At 35.5% G+C, this 18,011-nt stretch carries 16 protein-coding genes; 14 read left to right on the forward strand and 2 right to left on the reverse strand.

Annotation, left to right across the window (positions count from 1 at the left end; all coding sequences use genetic code 11):
• The first annotated feature begins 2 nt into the window (after positions 1-2).
• The 7 genes from glmS to EVJ48_05320 all read left to right on the forward strand — a co-directional run bounded on the left by glmS (position 3) and on the right by EVJ48_05320 (position 9,834).
• Positions 3-1,937 (forward strand): glutamine--fructose-6-phosphate transaminase (isomerizing), encoded by a 1,935-nt coding sequence (glmS, locus tag EVJ48_05290; protein ID RZV39129.1) that lies wholly within the window; start codon positions 3-5, stop codon positions 1,935-1,937.
• 10 nt (positions 1,938-1,947) lie between these two features.
• Positions 1,948-4,101, forward strand: a complete 2,154-nt coding sequence (locus tag EVJ48_05295) for an ATP-dependent DNA helicase PcrA (protein ID RZV39130.1) — start codon at positions 1,948-1,950, stop codon at positions 4,099-4,101.
• A 38-nt stretch (positions 4,102-4,139) separates the two neighbouring features.
• Entirely contained in the window at positions 4,140-4,499 is a 360-nt protein-coding gene (locus EVJ48_05300) for an aspartyl/glutamyl-tRNA amidotransferase subunit C (protein RZV39131.1), read from the forward strand.
• A gap of 38 nt (positions 4,500-4,537) precedes the next feature.
• Entirely contained in the window at positions 4,538-6,058 is a 1,521-nt protein-coding gene (gene gatA, locus EVJ48_05305) for an Asp-tRNA(Asn)/Glu-tRNA(Gln) amidotransferase subunit GatA (protein ID RZV39132.1), read from the forward strand.
• Positions 6,059-6,132: 74 nt separating this feature from the next.
• Positions 6,133-7,611 (forward strand): Asp-tRNA(Asn)/Glu-tRNA(Gln) amidotransferase subunit GatB, encoded by a 1,479-nt coding sequence (gatB, locus tag EVJ48_05310; GenBank protein ID RZV39133.1) that lies wholly within the window; start codon positions 6,133-6,135, stop codon positions 7,609-7,611.
• A gap of 30 nt (positions 7,612-7,641) precedes the next feature.
• Positions 7,642-8,709: an S-methyl-5-thioribose-1-phosphate isomerase gene (gene mtnA, locus EVJ48_05315; GenBank protein ID RZV39134.1), complete on the forward strand. Its 1,068-nt coding sequence runs from the start codon at positions 7,642-7,644 to the stop codon at positions 8,707-8,709.
• Between the two features lie 165 nt (positions 8,710-8,874).
• A complete protein-coding gene (locus tag EVJ48_05320) occupies positions 8,875-9,834 on the forward strand; it encodes a branched-chain amino acid transaminase (protein RZV39135.1) in 960 nt (319 codons plus the stop codon).
• 9 nt (positions 9,835-9,843) lie between these two features.
• Here EVJ48_05320 and EVJ48_05325 read toward each other — a convergent pair whose 3' ends face one another.
• Together EVJ48_05325 and EVJ48_05330 are read right to left on the reverse strand one after the other, a co-directional pair.
• Positions 9,844-10,506 (reverse strand): DNA-3-methyladenine glycosylase, encoded by a 663-nt coding sequence (locus tag EVJ48_05325; GenBank protein ID RZV39136.1) that lies wholly within the window; start codon positions 10,504-10,506, stop codon positions 9,844-9,846.
• A gap of 56 nt (positions 10,507-10,562) precedes the next feature.
• Positions 10,563-11,327, reverse strand: coding sequence for a glycosyltransferase family 2 protein (locus EVJ48_05330; protein ID RZV39137.1), 765 nt, complete (start codon positions 11,325-11,327; stop codon positions 10,563-10,565).
• A 111-nt stretch (positions 11,328-11,438) separates the two neighbouring features.
• Between EVJ48_05330 and EVJ48_05335 the strand changes: the two genes are divergently transcribed.
• The 7 genes from EVJ48_05335 (at position 11,439) to EVJ48_05365 (ending at position 18,001) form a co-directional block, all read left to right on the forward strand.
• Positions 11,439-12,224, forward strand: a complete 786-nt coding sequence (locus EVJ48_05335) for a polysaccharide deacetylase family protein (GenBank protein RZV39138.1) — start codon at positions 11,439-11,441, stop codon at positions 12,222-12,224.
• A gap of 91 nt (positions 12,225-12,315) precedes the next feature.
• Positions 12,316-13,398: a lipopolysaccharide heptosyltransferase II gene (waaF, locus tag EVJ48_05340; protein ID RZV39139.1), complete on the forward strand. Its 1,083-nt coding sequence runs from the start codon at positions 12,316-12,318 to the stop codon at positions 13,396-13,398.
• On the forward strand, positions 13,370-14,461 hold the full coding sequence (locus tag EVJ48_05345; protein ID RZV39140.1) for a glycosyltransferase family 9 protein: 1,092 nt from the start codon (positions 13,370-13,372) through the stop codon (positions 14,459-14,461). Before waaF ends, EVJ48_05345 begins: the two co-directional genes overlap by 29 nt.
• Before the next feature lie 76 nt (positions 14,462-14,537).
• Complete coding sequence (locus EVJ48_05350; GenBank protein RZV39141.1) at positions 14,538-15,491, forward strand: glycosyltransferase; 954 nt, start codon at positions 14,538-14,540, stop codon at positions 15,489-15,491.
• 44 nt (positions 15,492-15,535) lie between these two features.
• Positions 15,536-16,660 (forward strand): glycosyltransferase family 1 protein, encoded by a 1,125-nt coding sequence (locus tag EVJ48_05355; protein RZV39142.1) that lies wholly within the window; start codon positions 15,536-15,538, stop codon positions 16,658-16,660.
• 17 nt (positions 16,661-16,677) lie between these two features.
• A complete protein-coding gene (gene rfaE1, locus EVJ48_05360; protein ID RZV39143.1) occupies positions 16,678-17,691 on the forward strand; it encodes a D-glycero-beta-D-manno-heptose-7-phosphate kinase in 1,014 nt (337 codons plus the stop codon).
• A gap of 58 nt (positions 17,692-17,749) precedes the next feature.
• Positions 17,750-18,001 carry a DUF370 domain-containing protein gene (locus tag EVJ48_05365; GenBank protein ID RZV39144.1) on the forward strand — a complete coding sequence of 84 codons (252 nt, stop codon included), beginning with the start codon at positions 17,750-17,752 and terminating at the stop codon, positions 17,999-18,001.
• Positions 18,002-18,011 lie beyond the last annotated feature (10 nt).

The following is an 18,011-nucleotide window of genomic DNA, read 5'->3' on the forward strand; positions in this document are numbered from 1 at the left end:
GTATGTGCGGTATAATAGGTTTTTCAGGCGACGGCAATGTCCGTTCCAAGCAGGGAAACTGCGAAAGTTCCGTAGATATAGTTTTAAACGGACTTAAAAGCTTGGAATACAGGGGGTACGATTCTTCAGGCGTTGCATATTACGATGAAACAGACGATAAAATAAAATCTATTAAAAAATCAGGCAAACTCGTTAATCTTTCGGCCGAGTTAAGCTGTATTAAACCCGTTAAATCCAGTATTGCGATAGGCCATATTAGGTGGGCTACGCACGGCAGACCTACCGACGATAATGCCCATCCCCATTTAGACTGTTCCGGAAATATAGCTATAGTGCATAACGGAATAATAGAAAATTATCTAGTTTTAAAAAATAAACTTATAGGTAAAGGACATAAATTTATTACTCCTACCGATTCCGAAGTAATTGCCCACTTAATAGAAGATTATATAAAAAGCGGAGCTAAAACTTTTTACGAAGCCGTCAGGCTTGCTTCGCTGGATCTTTCGGGCGCTTTTGCTTTTTTGGCGATGAATGCCGATGAAAAAAGCATATGCGCCGTAAAATATGGACCGCCTTTAGTTATGGTGAATAAAGATAAAGAAATTTATTTTGCAAGCGACGTTTCGCCTCTTATTCAGTATTCCGACGAAGTTATATATTTAAAAAATTCAGAAATAGCATATTTTAAAGACGGCTTGCTTAAATTGACGGATTTTAAAGGCAAACCGTTAAATAAAACCGTTACGAAAATAGACTGGGATGCGTCGAGAGCGGTTAAAACCGGCTTTTCTCATTTTATGCAGAAAGAAATATTCGAACAGCCTTCATGTCTTTTGGATGCTTTTTCTTCCCGCATAATTTCGGTAAAGAACGACGGCTCAGCCGTCGATTCAAATAAATCGGATTCCTTCTTTTCCGGATTTAAAATTATGCTGGAAGACGTAAGATTGACAAAGAAAGATATCGATAAAGCAGGCAGAATAATTATTACGGCTTGCGGCTCTTCTTATTACGCCGGTCTTGTAATCAAATATATTACCGAAACGCTTTGCGGTATTCCCGTAATAGTCGAATACGGTTCCGAATTTAGATATGAAAATTTTCCCGTTTCAAAAAACGATATTTTTATCGGTATTTCACAATCCGGCGAAACTGCCGACACTAACAGCGCTCTTGAGATTGCAAAAGAAAAAAAAGCAGGCATACTTTCCATAACTAACGTTCCCGGTTCGCAGATAACTACAATGTCGGACAAAGGAGTAATATATACGCACGCCGGTCCAGAGATAGGCGTAGCTTCTACTAAAGCATTTACGACTCAGATAATGTGCGGCTTGCTTTTGGCTTTGCACATTAAAGAGATTAAAGATACTGCTTCCGTTGCAAGAAAAAATTTGAACGGAGTTAATTTTTTAGAGGAAATAGTGAATCTTCCAAAGAAAGCGGAGCAAATTTTATTTTTAAACGATTCGATAAAAGAAATAGCAAAACAATATTATAAAAATACAAATTTTTTATATCTCGGCAGAGGAATATTATATCCGATAGCTCTTGAAGGCGCTTTAAAATTAAAAGAAATTTCATATATTCATGCGGAAGGTTATCCTGCCGGAGAAATGAAGCACGGACCTATAGCTTTAGTCGATGAAAACATGCCGGTGCTGTTTCTTCTGTCCAATAATATGCTTGCGCCTAAAACAATATCTAATATAGAAGAAATAAAGGCCAGAGGCGGTAAAGTCATAGCGGTGGCTGATTACGAACCGGATATAGACGGGATATCTGATCTTATTAAAATACCGGCGTCTGCCGAAGTTCTCAGCCCAATTCTTTATACTATTCCGCTGCAAATTCTGGCATATCATATAGCCGCACTGAAAGGCACCGACATAGACCAGCCGAGAAACCTTGCAAAAAGCGTGACCGTGGAGTAGAATATTAATCGTGAATAATATACAAGAAACGGATTATCTATCCGGATTAAACGAAGAACAGCTAAAAGCCGTAACTCACGCTGACGGACCGCTTTTAATACTTGCGGGAGCGGGTTCTGGAAAGACCAGAGTTATAACCTTAAGGGCAGTCCATCTTATAAAAACCGGCAAAGCAAAACCTTATAATATACTCGGCGTGACGTTTACCAACAAAGCGGCCCGCGAAATGAAAGAAAGAATAAAAAAAGCGCTTAAATATAAAGAGCATGATGAATTTTTAGGTTACGACGGATATCCCGATGCCGATAATGTCGGTATACGCGATAGCGGTGCCCTTCAAGGACTGCCGGAATTTTCTACTTTCCATTCGTTTTGTTTAAAACTTTTAAGAAGACACGCCGATTTAGTCGGCTATGAAAGGTCTTTTGTCGTTTTCGACGAAGACGATTCAGGAAAAGTGATTTCTAAGATCATTAAGTCGTTAAATTTAAACGAAAAAATAGTAACGCCGTCCAAAGTGAAATATTTTATAGAAAAAAATAAAAATTCTTTTATTACTCCGGATGAATCTTTCGGCGGCGTAAGAGCCTGGGAAAAAGATTACGCCGTAATATATTCCGAATATGCAAAAAAGCTCAAAGAAAGCAATGCAATGGATTTTAACGACCTTTTGTTTAACGCCGTAAAACTACTGCGCGATAATCCCGCTATTCTTGAACGTTATTCCAATCTTTACAAATATATTATGGTCGACGAATTTCAAGATACTAATTATATACAGGATAAACTTATTAAGCTTCTTGCGCAGAAACATCAAAATATATGCGTAGTAGGAGACGACGATCAGTCTATATACAGTTTCAGGGGCGCTACCATAGATAATATTTTGAGTTTTGAAAAAACCTATGCAGGCTGTTCGGTAATAAAACTTGAAAAAAATTACCGCTCTACCAAAAACATACTGAATGCCGCATCCGCTTTGGTAAAAGGAAATAAACTGAGAAAAGATAAAACTTTAAAGACCGATAAAAAAGGCGGCGGCAGTATAATTACTATCTACCAGGCAAATAACGATTATTCGGAAAGCTATTATATAGCAAAAGAGATAAGACGGCTTATTAGGGAGGACGGATACTCGAATAAAGACATAGCTATATTATACAGGGCAAATTCGCAGTCGAGAGTTATAGAAGACAGGCTTTTAAAAGAAAGCATAAGGTATAATATTTACGGCGGATTAAAGTTTTATCAGAGAAAAGAGATAAAAGATATTTTGTCTTTTATAAGGTTTGCAGTTAATCCGCGAGACGCCGTGAGCTTTGAAAGAAGTATCCAGTGCGTTCCGACAGGGGCCGGCGAAAAAACTATTAAAAATATGCAGGATATCGCCGCTAAAAACGGATTCGATATTTTGAAAGCCTTAAAAAACGGCTTATTTTCATCGATAAGAGGACTGGGCAATATGCAGATTCAGAGCATTTTAAGCGCAGATTTCAATGAAGAGATTTCAGCCTCTAATTCTAATTCTTCAGGCATCGCAAACTATTTTGACGTTATATTGAGAATAAGGCATATGATAGAATCTGCAGTTTCTTATTCTAAAGAAAACGTCGATTCGGAGGAAATAAAAACAGGGGATAAACTGGCGGATATAATCAATTTTACGTATAAAAAATCGGGTTACGAGAGTATGCTTAAGGCGGGAGTCGCAAAGTCCAACGAACTTGACGGAAACAGAATAGAAAATATAGAAGAATTAATTAACGCGGCGCACGATTTTGACGATATAACCGAATTTTTAGACCAGAGCGCAATAAACGATACTAAAGAAGAGCCTAATTCAGAATACGGTTCCGATATAACGAAAGTATCTCTAATGACTCTGCACAGCGCAAAAGGACTTGAATTTCCAGTAGTTTTTATAGCCGGACTCGAGGAACATCTTTTCCCTCATATAAGGTCTTTGGACAACGAAATGTCCTTAGAGGAAGAAAGACGACTGTGTTATGTCGGGATTACCCGCGCCAAAGAAAAACTTTATCTTACATGGGCAAAAAGGCGGCGGTCGGGGAAAGATTATAAATATAATATGCCTTCAAGGTTTTTAAGGGAAATACCGGAAGAACTGATAGAAGAAATAGTAGATACTTACGAATATTATTAAATTATTTTTGGATTTAAAATTTAAAGGAGATTTATATAATGGATATAAATCATGTTATGAAACTGGCAAAATTAGATTTAAACGAAGAAGAATCGGCGCATTTTGCTTCCGAACTTAATAAAATTATCGGATATATAGACATGATACAGTCTGCCGACGTTTCAAAAATAGAAGGCATTCTTGACGAACTTGATTACGACAGGTTAATTTCAAACGAAGGTTTGAACGAAAGATTTTATAAAGACTGCCGTATCGACGAGTGCAAAACTGACGATACGTTCGATTTTGAAATAGTAAAATCTAATGCGCCGAGCTTTGAAGCGCAAACTGCCGGCTTAGGTTTGGAAGATACTGCAACCGAATCCGGTTTTTTTGTAGTGCCGCAGGTTATAGAATAAAAAATAAAATATAAAGACAATTAAGAGGACAGCAAAACATGGACGATTTATACAGGTTGACTATAAGCGAACTTGCCGGTCTTTTAAAGAAAAGGGAAGTTAAAAGCACGGATATTCTTAATTCCTACGTAAAAAGAATAGAAGCCGTAGAGCCGGAAATTTCCGCTTATCTTTACAACGACCTTGAAGAAGCCGAAAGAAATGCCGAAGCCGCAGATAAAATTATATCTTCCGGTTCAGATTATCCGGTACTTACCGGAATACCTCTTTCCATAAAAGATATTTTTTTGATAAAAGGTAAAAAAACCACGTGCGCGTCAAAAATATTGGATAATTTTATTAGCCCTTATGATTCTACCGTAGTAAGGAAACTTAAAGAAAATAATTATGTTTTTTTGGGCAAAACGAATCTTGACGAATTTGCAATGGGTTCTTCGACCGAAAACAGCGCATATAAAATAACAAAAAATCCTTACGATTTTAACAGGGTTCCAGGCGGTTCAAGCGGCGGTTCAGCCGCTTCTGTTGCGGCCGATTTATGCGCGGGTTCTTTCGGAACTGATACCGGAGGTTCGGTAAGGCAGCCTGCCGCCCTTTGCGGAGTAGTCGGATTAAAGCCCACGTACGGCTTGATTTCAAGATACGGCATAATTGCTTTTAGTTCCTCTTTAGACCAGGCAGGCATTCTCTCCAAAGACGTCGCTGACGCCGCTGTTATGCTTGAAGCCGTTGCGGGTTTCGACGAAAAAGACCAGACTACGAGAAAATTTAACGTACAAAAATATGCCGAAATAGTTAAAAAAGCCGATAAATCCATATTAAAAGGATTGAAAGTCGGAATTCCGGCAGAATTTTTTTCCGACGGTTTAGACCCCGAAATAAATTCAAAAGTTTCTGAAATAAAGGTTTTACTGAAAGACTTGGGCGCAAACATAGTCGATATATCTCTTCCCGATACCAAATATTCCGTATCGGCATATTACATAACCGCCACTAGCGAGGCAAGCTCTAATCTCGAAAGATACGACGGCATAAGATACGGTTACAGATATAACAGAAAAGACGGAGAGACTATACAAAGTTTAGACGATCTCTACAGAAAATCTCGTGAAGCCGGGTTTGGAAACGAGGTTAAAAGACGCATAATACTGGGAACTTTTGCGCTTTCGGCGGGTTATTACGACGCTTATTATAAAAAAGCTTCCTTAGTCAGAAAACTTATTATAAAAAATTATAAAGATGCGTTTGCAAAAGCAGATATCATAATCGGCCCGACTTCACCGACGCCTGCGTTTTTAATCGGAGAAAAAACGGCCGACCCTCTAAGTATGTACCTGTCCGATATTTACACTATTTCCGTTAATCTTGCATATCTTCCTGGTTTAAGCATACCTATCGGAGTCGTAAAAAATCCTACGAAACCGGACGGCGTTCTTCCGGTAGGACTGCAGATTATATCGCCGTGGGCTACTGAAGACAGGCTTCTTTCCGTTGCAAAAATTATAGAGGACGAAGTTAAGTTCAGAGAAAAAATAAAAAAAAATAAAGGTGTCAAATAAAGGTGTCCAAATAAACAAATAAAGGTGTCAGATTTATTTATTTTTGAATGATTATATTTTAAAGAGGATAAAATATGCACGGTAATAACGATTCATTCGAGGCGGTTATAGGGCTTGAGGTTCATTCCCAACTGCTCACCAAAACAAAAATGTTTTGTTCTTGTCCGAATATTTTCGGTATGGAACCGAATACTGCGGTATGTCCCGTCTGTCTTGCTCTGCCAGGCGCCCTTCCGGTAATAAATATCGAGGCTGTAAGACTTGCTGTGAAAGCGGCTCTTGCTTTGAATATTAATATTAATAAAAAAAGCTTGTTTGCCAGGAAAAATTATTTTTATCCCGACCTGCCTAAAGGCTATCAAATATCGCAATATTTGGATCCAGTGTCTTCCAACGGCTATTTAGATATAGAAACCGAAGACGCTTCTAAAAAAAATAAAATTAATAAAAGAATAAGGATAAATCGCCTTCACATAGAAGAAGACGCGGGAAAATTAATTCATATAGGAAACAGGTCATATGTCGATTTAAATAGGGCAGGCACGCCCCTCGTGGAAATAGTTTCCGAACCCGATATAAGTTCAGCGGCCGAAGCTTCCGCTTATTTAAAATCGCTCAGAGAAATACTGGTATATCTTGGAGTTTCAGACGGAAATATGGAAGAGGGCAGCTTCAGGTGCGATGCCAATGTTTCGGTCAAAAGGAAAGGCGATGCGGAACTTGGTACAAGGGCGGAAATTAAAAACGTAAATTCTTTTAAATTCGTGGAGAAAGCCATCGAGTATGAAATAGAAAGACAGATAGACCTGATATCAAGCGGCGGGAAAGTAATTCAGGAAACAAGATTGTACGATTCTAAGGAAAATATTACAAGGTCCATGAGAGGCAAAGAAGAAGCACATGATTACAGATATTTTGAAGAGCCTGATCTGCCGCCGTTAATTCTTTCCGAAGAATTTATTAACGAAATAAAAAATTCTATTAAGGAACTTCCTGCAGAAAAAAGACGCAGATATGTTTCGGAGTATAAACTTACAGAATATGATGCGGAAGTACTCACTCAGGATAAATATATAGCTGATTATTTTGAAGATTTAATTAAAGAAAACTCAGGTAGAATAGAGATAAAAAAATTAGCAAACTGGGTTATAAACGAACTTCTTTCCGAATTAAAATTAAAAGAATCAGGAGAAAGAAGGCAGAGAATGACTGTTGACGCTAAAAATTTTCTTGAGCTTATAACGGCTGTAGAATCAGGGAGTATAAACAGAAATACCGGTAAAATAGTACTTGCCGAAATGCTTTCGTCAGGTAAAAGCGCTCCCGAAATAATTAAAGAAAAAAATCTTGCCCAAGTTTCGGACGATAAAGGCATAGAAGATATAGTAAAACAGGTAGTCGCCGAAAATCAGAAAGAATTTACCGACCTTGCAGGCGGGAAAGACAAACTGTTCGGTTTTTTCGTGGGCGAAATTATGAAAAAAACTAAAGGTAAAGCAAATCCTAAAAAAGCTAACGAGATATTGCGAAAATATATAGACGAAAATAAATAGGACATTTAAGTTTTATTCGGAGGCTAAAAAATGGCTTTTTATACGCTAAGATTAAGAAACGACGACATAGTCGAAATGATAGACCAAAGAAAACTCCCTCTCGAAGTAACTTACGTTGAATTAAAAACTTATAAAGAAGTTTATGATGCAATAAAAGATATGATAGTTAGAGGCGCTCCTGCAATAGGAGTTTCCGCCGCTTTCGGTTTATATCTCGGCGCTAAATCTTTGCTTGAATCGACTGAAGTAAAAGATTATGAATCATTCAAAAAAAAGTTTTTCGATATAGCCGATTTTATGTTTTCTGCAAGACCTACCGCCGTAAATCTCGGATGGGCCGTCGATAGGATTAAAAAACTTGTTTTAGACGAAGAACATAATAATTCAAATTCAGATTTAAAAACATTGGTTGACCGCATAAGAAAAGAATCCGTTAAAATTTACGATGAAGATATAGAAATTAACAAAAATATGGGAAAGTACGGAGCAGCCCTTTTAAAAGACGGATATAACGTTCTTACCCATTGTAACGCAGGAGCGTTGGCTACCGCCGGTTACGGAACCGCTCTAGGCGTTATCAGAGCCGCAGTTTCGGAAAACAAAAAAATATCGGTGATTTCCGACGAAACGAGGCCTTTTCTTCAAGGCGCAAGACTTACTACTTGGGAATTAATGGAAGACGGAATACCGGTAACCCTTATAGCCGATAATTCCGCAGGTCTTTTAATGAGAAAAGGAAGAGTAAACGCCGTTATAGTCGGTGCGGACAGAATAGCTTCCAACGGCGACGTTGCCAATAAAATAGGTACTTATCAGGTTGCAGTCCTCGCTAAAGAAAACAATATTCCTTTCTATGTCGCGGCGCCGCTTTCAACTATAGATATCAATATTAAATCGGGCGACGAAATTCCGATAGAAGAGCGCGACGTTAACGAAGTAGTTTCCGTATTTGGCAAAAGAATAGCTCCGGAAAACGTAAAAGCGGCTAACTATGCTTTTGACGTTACTCCAAATAAATACGTTTCAGCCATAATAACCGAAAAAGGAGTATTATATCCGGATTATAAAAAATCTATTGCGGACGTTTTCCGTAAATGATAATATAATAAAGCACTTATAATTCTAACAGCCGTTATGCGTATACCGTTAATGATAACGATAGTATATTAATCATAATATAAATAAAAAAATAAATAGAATTAATTTTATTAACTAACCCCAATAAAATATAAATATAAATAAAAATTAAAAGAGCGAAAAATCATGAAAGACAAAAAAACGGCAGGTAAAAAAAACGGCAGTCCATTTGAAGGTTCAAAAGTATGGATGGACGGAAAATTCTTAGATTATAAAGATGCAAAAGTTTCCGTAAACAGCCATTCCCTTCATTACGGATTAGGCGCTTTTGAAGGCATAAGATGCTATGAAACAAAAAAGAAAGGTTCCGCAATATTCAGGTTGGACGAACATATAGACAGACTTTACGACTCCTGCCATATTCTTCAACTGCCTATTCCATATGAAAAGAAGGAAATTAAAAAGGCTGTTATAGAAACCGTAAAGGTAAATAAATTCAAAGAATGTTATATCAGGCCGATAGCGTTTATCGGCGACGGCGGAGGATTAGGCATATTCCTGAAAAATTACGATACTAAGGTAGCGGTTTCGGCATGGTACTGGGGGGCATATCTTGGAGAGGAATCCCTAAAAAACGGCATTAAAGCTAAGGTTTCTTCATATGCAAGATTTCACGTCAATACTTTTATGGGTATGTCTAAATCGACAGGGCAGTATATAAATTCAATTCTTGCCAAAAAAGAAGCCGTAAGCGCGGGATGCGACGAAGCTATAATGCTAGATACTTCAGGATTTGTCTGCGAAGCAAGCGGAGAAAATATCTTTATCTATTCCGGCGGTTATATTAAAACTCCTCCGCTGTCTTCAGTTTTGCCCGGTATTACTCGAAACAGCGTTATAGAGGTTATGAGCAAAGAAATGGGTTTGACTATTAAGGAAGAAAGAGTGACGAGGGACGAACTTTATATCGCCGACGAGGTATTTTTAACTGGAACCGCCGCCGAAGTTACTCCGGTAAGAGAGATAGACGACAGGAGTATAGGAATAGGAAAAGCCGGTAAAATTGCATTAGAGCTCCAAAAAATATTTTTTGATATAGTCAAGGGCGGAAATAAAAAATATGAAAAATGGCTGACTTACGTTTAATTAAAGTCCCTATCTGCTTGCCCATCCATTATCTTTTATTTTAAATCTGTAAGGCAATTTTGCATGTTCGGCGGCGTAATCCACCCCTATTCTTGGCGTCGAAATTATTAAATCTTCGCCGATATTTATATTTCTGTCTTCAAGCCATATTTCTAAACTGCCGTCCTTTTCGCCTTTATTTTTTAAAATATTCTGTTCGCAAATCGGAATGCCGTTATGTTTTAAATTTATTCCAAGCGCTACGGTTAAAAGACCAGGGCCGGAAGTAATTCTTTTTGTGTTTTCTTTATTCTTTATTTTCAAATTTTTATTTCTTCGCTCCAGCATAATATCTATGCCTATTTCAGGTTCTATTGCCCTTATAAGAACCGCATCGGCAAAATTTTCTTTTCCGGTGACTACGTTAAAAAGGTAATACATTCCGTATATAAAGTAAACGTATGAGTAGCCGCCTTCTTTGTACAAATTTTTATTTCTTTCCGTTTTTTTGTTTCCGTAACCGTGCGACGCTTTGTCTATAGCTCCGAGATAGGCTTCAGTTTCGACTATTTTTCCTCCGGTTAAGCCTTTGCCGTCTATATCGGTCATTAAATATTTTCCGAGCAGTTCCCTTGCTATTTTAACGGTATCGCCGCGAACGTAAAAGGATTTGTCTAATTTTTTAAAAATCATCGTAGAGGCGGGCTGACTGTCTATTGTTTAATTATATCTTAAGGCGGACATTCTAATTATAAAAAATATTTGTTTTTATTTATAAATATTTGAAAAAGCTCTATAAGCATAGGCATGGAATCGGCGATTAAATTAACGTGTCCTCCGGGTTTATGCCGCCAGTTTACGCTGGCTTCTTTAACTTTTATATTATTTAATAAAGCTATATATAGTATTTCCACATCGAAAGAAAAACCTTTAATTTCCGATTTTGCAAAAATCTTTTTTGCCGTCCGCATTCTGAAAGCTTTAAATCCGCATTGCGAATCGAAAAAATTAATTCCAAGCAATTTGGATTTAATAAAACTGAATGTTCTGCCGACTAAATTTCTGAAAGGCGGCTGTATTATGACTGCTCCTTCGGGAAGATACCGTGAACCGATTATCACGTCTGTTTCAGGTTCATTTTTAAAAATATCTATAAAATTTCCGATCTCATCCGTTCCCGTGGAAAGATCCGCGTCCATAAAAAAAACGTATTCGTTTTCGTCGTTTGCGGAAAGTATTCCTTCTTTAACGGCTGCGCCTTTGCCGCTTTTAGTGATAGTTATTACCCTTAAATCGGTCGATAAAGAATCTTTAAGCACGTTTAAAGTTCCGTCGCTGCTTCCGTCATCTACTACAATTATTTCGTACGAGTATTTTTTCGATTTCAGGTAAGACCTTAATGCGATTATGGTCTGCTTTATTCTATTTTCTTCGTTATAAGCAGGAATTATAATAGATAAAGCAATCCTTGAATTTTTGAAATTATAATTTTTATAATCTATGTTTTCAGTCATATTTAAATATTCATGTCCCTTATAAATATCTTATAATGTTTTTAAATAATTTACAATTTGAATTTAAAAAATTTATAATTATAGTATAATATAAAATAATATAAACAAGATATGATTAAAAACCCAAAATTTATAATTCTTTTATATCATAAGATAGGAAGGTACCCCGAAAACGCCAAATTTCCGGGTTTATACGTTACCGAAGAAAATTTCGACAGGCAGATTAAATATTTGAAAAATGCTGGTTATTCTTTTTTAACGTTGTCTGAATTAAAAAAGACGTATGATTATTATTACGCAGGTGAAAATAAAAAAGACGGACGACTTAATGATTTAGGGGAACAGTTAAAAATAAATAATAATAAAAAATATGTCTCAATAACTTTTGACGACGGCTCTAAATCCGTTTATTCAGGTGGATTTAAAATAATTCGCGATAATGGGGTAAATGCTACGGTTTTTATGGTTTCCGGACTTACAGGAGGACTAAACGAGTGGGATATTAAAAACGGAGAAAATAAAGACGAAATGTTAAGCGTATCGGAGCTTAAGGAGCTGACGGAATACGGTATCGAAATAGGCGCACATACTGTAACGCATCCCCATCTTACCCAAATTTATCCGGAAAAAGCTTTCGATGAAATATCGGACTCTAAAAAAAAATTAGAGGAACTCTTAAATATTAAAATAAATTTTTTTGCATATCCATACGGCGATTATAGCGAGGACGTTAAATTACTTGTTATAAAAGCCGGTTTTGAAGGAGCCTGCATAACTAAAACCGGCATAGTGAAAAAAAATGCAGATTTTTTTGCATTAAAAAGAGTTGCCATAAGACATAATACAAATTTTTTTAAATTTAAAAGAAAGATTTTTAAAGTCAGGCTTTTTTATTAATTTATTTTTATCTTTGTCTTTATATTTATATGAAAATTAATATAGATTATTATTGCATTCATTATAAAAATATAATGAAGTATGAAGGTTAATGAATATACTTATTATAAAATTAAGTTCAATAGGAGACTGCCTTCTTGCGACCCCTGCGGTAGAGTCTATCAGAAAAGGCTATCCGGACAGTTTTATTACTTGGCTTATTGAAGATAAATCTAAAGACATAGCCTTATTAAATCCTAACGTGGACGAGGTTCTTGTTGTAGATAAAAAAAAATTTAAATTTAGGGATTATTTGTCTTTAATAAAAAAAATCAGAAATTTTCGCTACGATATAGTTATCGATTTGCAGGGTGTTGATAGAACGTCTATTTTCTCTTTTTTAAGCGGCGCTCCGGTCAGATATTACGAAGAATATGCAAAGTTAGGTTTTTTATGTAATAGAAAAATTGTAAGACAGGGAAGACCCTTAGAGCATGCGGTAAATTTTTATCTTTTTTTGGCGGAAAACAGCGGCGGAGCAAAAATTGAGAAGCCTCAGCCCGTTCTTATTACCTCGCCGGAGGATAAAAAATTTGCCGAAGATTTCTTAAAAAATAGTTTTGAAAATATTGAAAACAAAATATTTATAGGCATAAATCCTACCGGAACTTGGAAAACTAAAAGATGGCCTACAAAATATTTTATAGAAATTTCAAGGCGGCTATTGGATTTTTTTGGCGATAATATACATATAATAATTTTTGGCGGCAAAGGGGAAGAATATCTATCCGATGAAATATTGCAGGCATTAAACGGCAAAAACGTAGTCAGCGCAATCGGAAAAACGACGCTCAAGCAGGCTAAAGAACTGTTATCTAAAATGGATTATTTTATAACGCCCGATTCTGGACTAATGCACGTAGCGGCTTCAATAGACAGCCTTAAAACAATAGCTTTATTTGGGCCGACGGATCCTAATCTTACAGGACCGGTAGGAAAAAATTTTACGGTATTAAGGGACAACCTTATATGTATTCCCTGCTTTAAAAAAGAATGCCCTCTTAATAAAATAGACGATAAAAATTTAACGGAATGCGTATTATGCATGAAAAGAATTACTCCAGACTCTGTATTAGATATAATTAAAAAGGATTATTTAATAAAAAATGAAAGATATTTTAATATTCGGGCATAATTATATCGGTGACGTATTAACTATTACGCCGGCAATAAGGGCTTTGAAGCTTAAATTCCCTGAAAGCAGGATAGTAGTGGTCGTTTCTAAAAATGCTTCCGCTGTTTTGAGAAGAAACGAAGATATCTATAAAATAATAGAAACGGATAAATTTAACGGTATAAAAGGTATTGCGGCATTTTTTAAACTGTTTTTAACGCTTAGAAATATTAATAAAACAAACGGAAGTAAATTTTATATTTGCATTAATTTTCTTACTTCTTTAAAGTTTACTATGCTTGGATTTCTGCTTTCCAAGAAACAGGTTGGACAGGAAAAGTTTTTAAATAATTTTTTTTTACGCTACCCCATAAAATTTGACGGAGAAATAAATAATATCGATAAGTCTTTAAAACTTGTCGAACCGTTTTATATTAACGCAAGCAATAAATATTTTAGCAAAAATTATGTTTACGATATAGAAGATGGCGATATAAAAAATGCTAAAAATATTCTTCAAAATTCTTTTAACGGATACGGAACGGAAATAACAGACGAAAATTTTAAATTAGCTTTATTTTCTCCAGGTTCGACAAGGAAGTCTAAGGAATCGCCGCCTTACTTATTTTCGGTTTTTGCGGACTTTTTAAACAAAGAAGGATATTTCGTAATAATTACCGGAAGCAAAAAAAATACAGATATTTCCAAAGAGATATGCGATCAGATCGAAAATAAACATATGAGCTTTAATTTAACGGGTTTAACCGATATATTTACTCTCGGCGGATTAATTTATCTTTCAAAATTAGCGGTAACGGTAGATAACGGAACCATGCATTTAGCTTCGGCGCTTAAAGTTCCGACTATAGCGTTATTCGGCTCTACAGACCCTGCGATTTGCGCCCCTATGTCCGATAAATTATTTATAATAGACAAAAAAATTGGATGCTATCACTGCTTTAAAAATTTATGCGATACCGAAAACTATAAAATTAAAAGATATCCAGATTGTATGAATAATATTTTGTACGAAGACCTTATAGAAGGATACGATTTTTTGCTTAATTATCACATTAAAGTTTAAATTTAATTTTAAAAAAATTAAAAATAATCTAAACCATATATAATATATTTACTATTTAGCTTAATAAAAATAAAAAATGAAAATTTCTGGTTTTACTTTTATAAGAAACGGCATATTAATGGGTTATCCGTTTAAAGAATCTATTATGTCGGCGCTTCCTTTAGTCGATGAATTTATCGTAGTCGTGTGCGAAAGTGCAGACCAAACTAAAAACGAACTCGAAAAACTGAAAGATTTAAATCCTAAAATTAAATTAATAGAATCCGACTGGAAAATTACAAAAAAAAGCGGAACTATTTTATCCGAAAAAACCAATTTAGCGATACAAAATATTACCGGAAATTATGGGCTTTATGTGCAGTGCGACGAAGGCATCCATGAAAAAGATTATGAAAAGATTTTACGCGTTCTTGAAGAAAATATTAACGATAAAAACGTTAAAGGCTTTGTTTTTGACTATATACACTTCTTCGGAGGCTATTTTTCTTATGCCAAACGGTCGGAAAAAAGATTTTTTTACGATAGAGAAGTAAGAATTATTAGGAACGATGGAACTGTTTTATCATGGGGCGACGCTATGGGTTTTAAAGATTTAAACGGCGTCAAAATAAACATTGAAAATAAAAATGCTTTGCCATTGAACGTCAATATGTTTCATTATGGCAGGGCTAAAAATCCGGCAGATATGTATAAAAAAGACAAAGAAATGGAAAGGCTTTATAACTTTCAAATAATTAACAGGCTGAAAAATTGGGTTTCAAATTACGATCCGCGCATCGATAAGTATATATATTCCGACTTTGGATGGCTTGAAAGAATCGACAGGAAAAATTTAGATTTTCATCCGGCGCCGTTCAGAGAACTTGCTTCAAAACAAGACTGGAAAGTAGACGATTTTAAAACGTTTTTGAAAGAAAAAAAAGGAACTTCGCAATTTTTTAAGATGCTTATTTACAGAATAGTAAAAGATTCGATAAACGAAACTTCTAATGCATATAAAAAAATAAGAGCTTTTTTAAAAAATAAATAACTTATAATAACTAATAACGCAAATAACATACATTATATATTACAGTGAAAATTTTAGAATTTATTACTCCGTCAAATATTGGAGGAGCAGAGAATTACGTAGCCAACTTATCAAAAAAATTTATAGAAAAGGGACACGAGGTTTTTATACTTTCTGCAGCTACCGGTAACAATAAAAATCCGGATTTATCGGTAGAGCAGTTTTTTTCCAAAAGCGGATTGCCTTTCAAAATATTAAAAGTGGATTTTAAATATAATCCGTTTACGATATTAAAAATTGCATATTTTATAAAAAAGAATAAATTCGATATAGTTCATACGCATTTGTCTAAAGCAAATCTTATCGGGGCATTAGCTTCAAAAATAGCGAAAAAAAAATCTATTTCTACAGCACACGGATTAAACAAAAAAGCGCAGTATAAATACGGAGATTACGTTATTTGCGTATCTAATGCGGTAAGAGAAAATTTAATATCCCAAGGGATGAATGAAACAAAATTAGGCGTTATTTACAACGGAATAGATATTTTAAAGTTTAATCCCAAAGCGGAAGGTCTTCCGGCAAGAAAAGAATATTTTTTTTCGGAGGATATGGGCAATAATAATCATAATAGTGCCGATAATGCGGCAAGACAGTTTAGCGTTGGTATAATTGCAAGGCTTTCCCGCGAAAAAGGTGTAGATTTATTTATCGAAGCAGCAAAATTCGTTCTCATTAAAATACCTGAGGCTAAGTTTTTTATTGCCGGTGCAGGCAGCCTTAAGGATGCGCTGATTAAAAGAGCTAAAGATTTAAATATTTATAACTCCATATATTTTGTAGGATTTGTAGGCGATAATTTAGTTTCTTTTTTAAATGAATTAGACGTCGTCGTTTTTCCGTCTATGAAAGAAGGACTTCCGCTTGCACTTTTAGAAGCAATGTCTATGAAAAAGATAGTAATCGTTTCTGATGCCGGAGGCATGCCTGAAGTGGTAGAAGACGGTAAAAACGGTTTTGTGGTTAAAAAAGGAGATATAAATGCTATTTATCAAAAATTAATTTTCGTGTATAATAATATGTCGGTTTTAAACGAACTTGCCGATTCTGCCGCAAAAACCATTAAAGAAAGGTTTAATATCGAAAATTGTGCGGATAAAACTATAGATTTATTTATGAAATATTTATAAAAATATAAACAGATTAGATGCCTATCCCGTTTTCAAAAAATTTGATAGATATAGTAAAAAAATTTAGTCAGGCCAGAATACTCGTCGTGGGAGATATTATGGTCGACCATTTTGTTTACGGAACCGTTAACAGAATATCTCCCGAAGCTCCGGTGCCGGTCGTTAACGTTAAGTCGGAAAAGCTTATGCCTGGCGGAGCCGCAAACGTTGTCAGCAACGTGGCTAAACTCGGCGCAAAAGTTTATATAGCCGGAGTAGTAGGAAACGATTATAACGGCGATATATTAAAAAAATTAATCGGCAATGTCGATAGTTCATATATTTTAACTTTAAAAAATTTTCAAACGATTATTAAAACCAGAGTAATTGCCCATAATCAGCAAATCGTGAGATTCGACAGGGAAGATAATGGAAAATTTAATGCTTCGGTTTACAGGAGGCTTCTTGAAGGAATCAAAAATATTGCCGATGAAATAGATGCGGTAATAATTTCAGATTACGGCAAAGGATTAATAGAAAAAAATTTTTTTTCAAGTTTAGTTAATTTTTTAAGAGAAAAGAATAAATTTATAGCTCTTGATCCGAAGGTTGAAAATTTCAAATTCTATAAAAATGTTTCAGTCTTAACTCCAAATTTAAATGAAACTTCAGGCGGTTCAGGCATTAAAATAAAAGACGAAAAAACGCTTGAAAAAGCAGGCAGGGCGGTTATGAAAAAAGTCAAACCGGATTACCTGATTATAACAAGGGGAGAGTCCGGCATGTCGCTTTATTATAACGACGAGAGGAGTCCTTTACATCTAAAAGCGCGCGCAAAAGAAGTTTATGACGTTACCGGTGCAGGAGATACGGTTATTTCGACGCTGGCTGTTGCAAAAAGCGTCGGAGCTTGTATTACCGATGCATGCTATATCGCAAACGCCGCGGCAAGCATTGCGGTTTCCCAGCTTGGAACATACGCGGTAGGCGTTAACGAGTTAGAGGAACTGTTACTTTCGGATTTTCGGCGAAATAAAGAAAAAACTTTATAATATATAATTATATAAAATAATAAACAAGTTCTATAAAAATAATCTAATTTTTATTTAAATGCAAAAACTTATAAATATAGGGTTTGGAAACGTAGTTTTGCAGAACAGAGTCGTAGCAGTAGTTTCTCCTAGTTCTTCGCCGATGAAAAGACTTAGAGAAACGGCAAAGGATGGAAATAATTTAGTAGATGCTACCGAGGGAAGAAAAACCAGGTCTGTTATTATTACAGATTCGGGACATATCATACTTTCTGCGCTTAATACTTCAACGATTATTGCAAGATTAGAAGGGAAAGAGCATCAAACGTAATTAATAACAT

Origin of the sequence: Candidatus Acidulodesulfobacterium acidiphilum, from assembly GCA_008534395.1 — a bacterium.
Taxonomy (GTDB): Bacteria; SZUA-79; SZUA-79; order Acidulodesulfobacterales; family Acidulodesulfobacteraceae; genus Acidulodesulfobacterium_A; species Acidulodesulfobacterium_A acidiphilum.